Consider the following 705-nt stretch of genomic DNA (forward strand, 5'->3'; position numbering starts at 1 on the left):
CCATAGTGCGTTCACCGAAAACGTGGGCTACCACCGCCCTGCGTATCCTGTCATACGCGTAAAACAGCCAGCGCTGACGTGATTTTGCACCGACGTAGCCCCATTGCTCGTCCATCTCCGCACAGACAATGACATCACTGCCCGGCTGTATCCGGGAGGTTACTGACTGCGGCCTGAGTTTTTTAAATGGCGCAAAATGGTGTTGAGGCCCACGCCCATTAGTCGTGCGGTGGCACGGCAACCGACGCCGTTCATAGCCATATCAATGATTTTCTGGTGTGTACCGGGCTGAGAAGCGGCATAAGTGAAGGTGAGCTGCCATGTTTTACGGCAGTGAGAGCAGAGATAACGTTGATGCCCGGCAGTACTTTTGCCATTACGCATCACGCCTTCAGTAGCGGAACAGGAGGGACAGCAGACGGAGACTGAAGCCACGGGAGCACCTCAAAAACACCATTATACACTAAATCAGCAAGTTGGTAGCATCACTCACCAGGCCAAAGGCCAGAATAAAACCTGAACTTAATGCCAGATAAAAATCCGGGTCGGTAAAAATAAAGGCGAAGGCTTCCAGACTCCACGATTTGGAGCGGGAAAAGAACGGTGCCGAGAGAAAACTCTGCACCACAATAAATAACAGCGGGACATAAATCACCAGCGCCGTGATGCACACCACCACGCCGCGCGGCAGCCCCTGCCACTTTC

Annotated in this window: 1 protein-coding gene and 1 pseudogene; both read right to left on the reverse strand. The window is 53.0% G+C overall.

All coding sequences use genetic code 11. From position 1 onward, the window contains the following. Positions 1-435 (reverse strand): annotated as a pseudogene (locus ABD259_RS25660) (IS1 family transposase); the annotation flags it as partial. 28 nt (positions 436-463) lie between these two features. Next, on the reverse strand, positions 464-705 hold a 242-nt coding region (locus tag ABD259_RS25665), incomplete at its 5' end, for an ABC transporter permease subunit (RefSeq protein ID WP_344165856.1).

The sequence above is a fragment of the Nocardiopsis rhodophaea genome, assembly GCF_039530945.1.
GTDB lineage: Bacteria > Actinomycetota > Actinomycetes > Streptosporangiales > Streptosporangiaceae > Nocardiopsis_C > Nocardiopsis_C rhodophaea.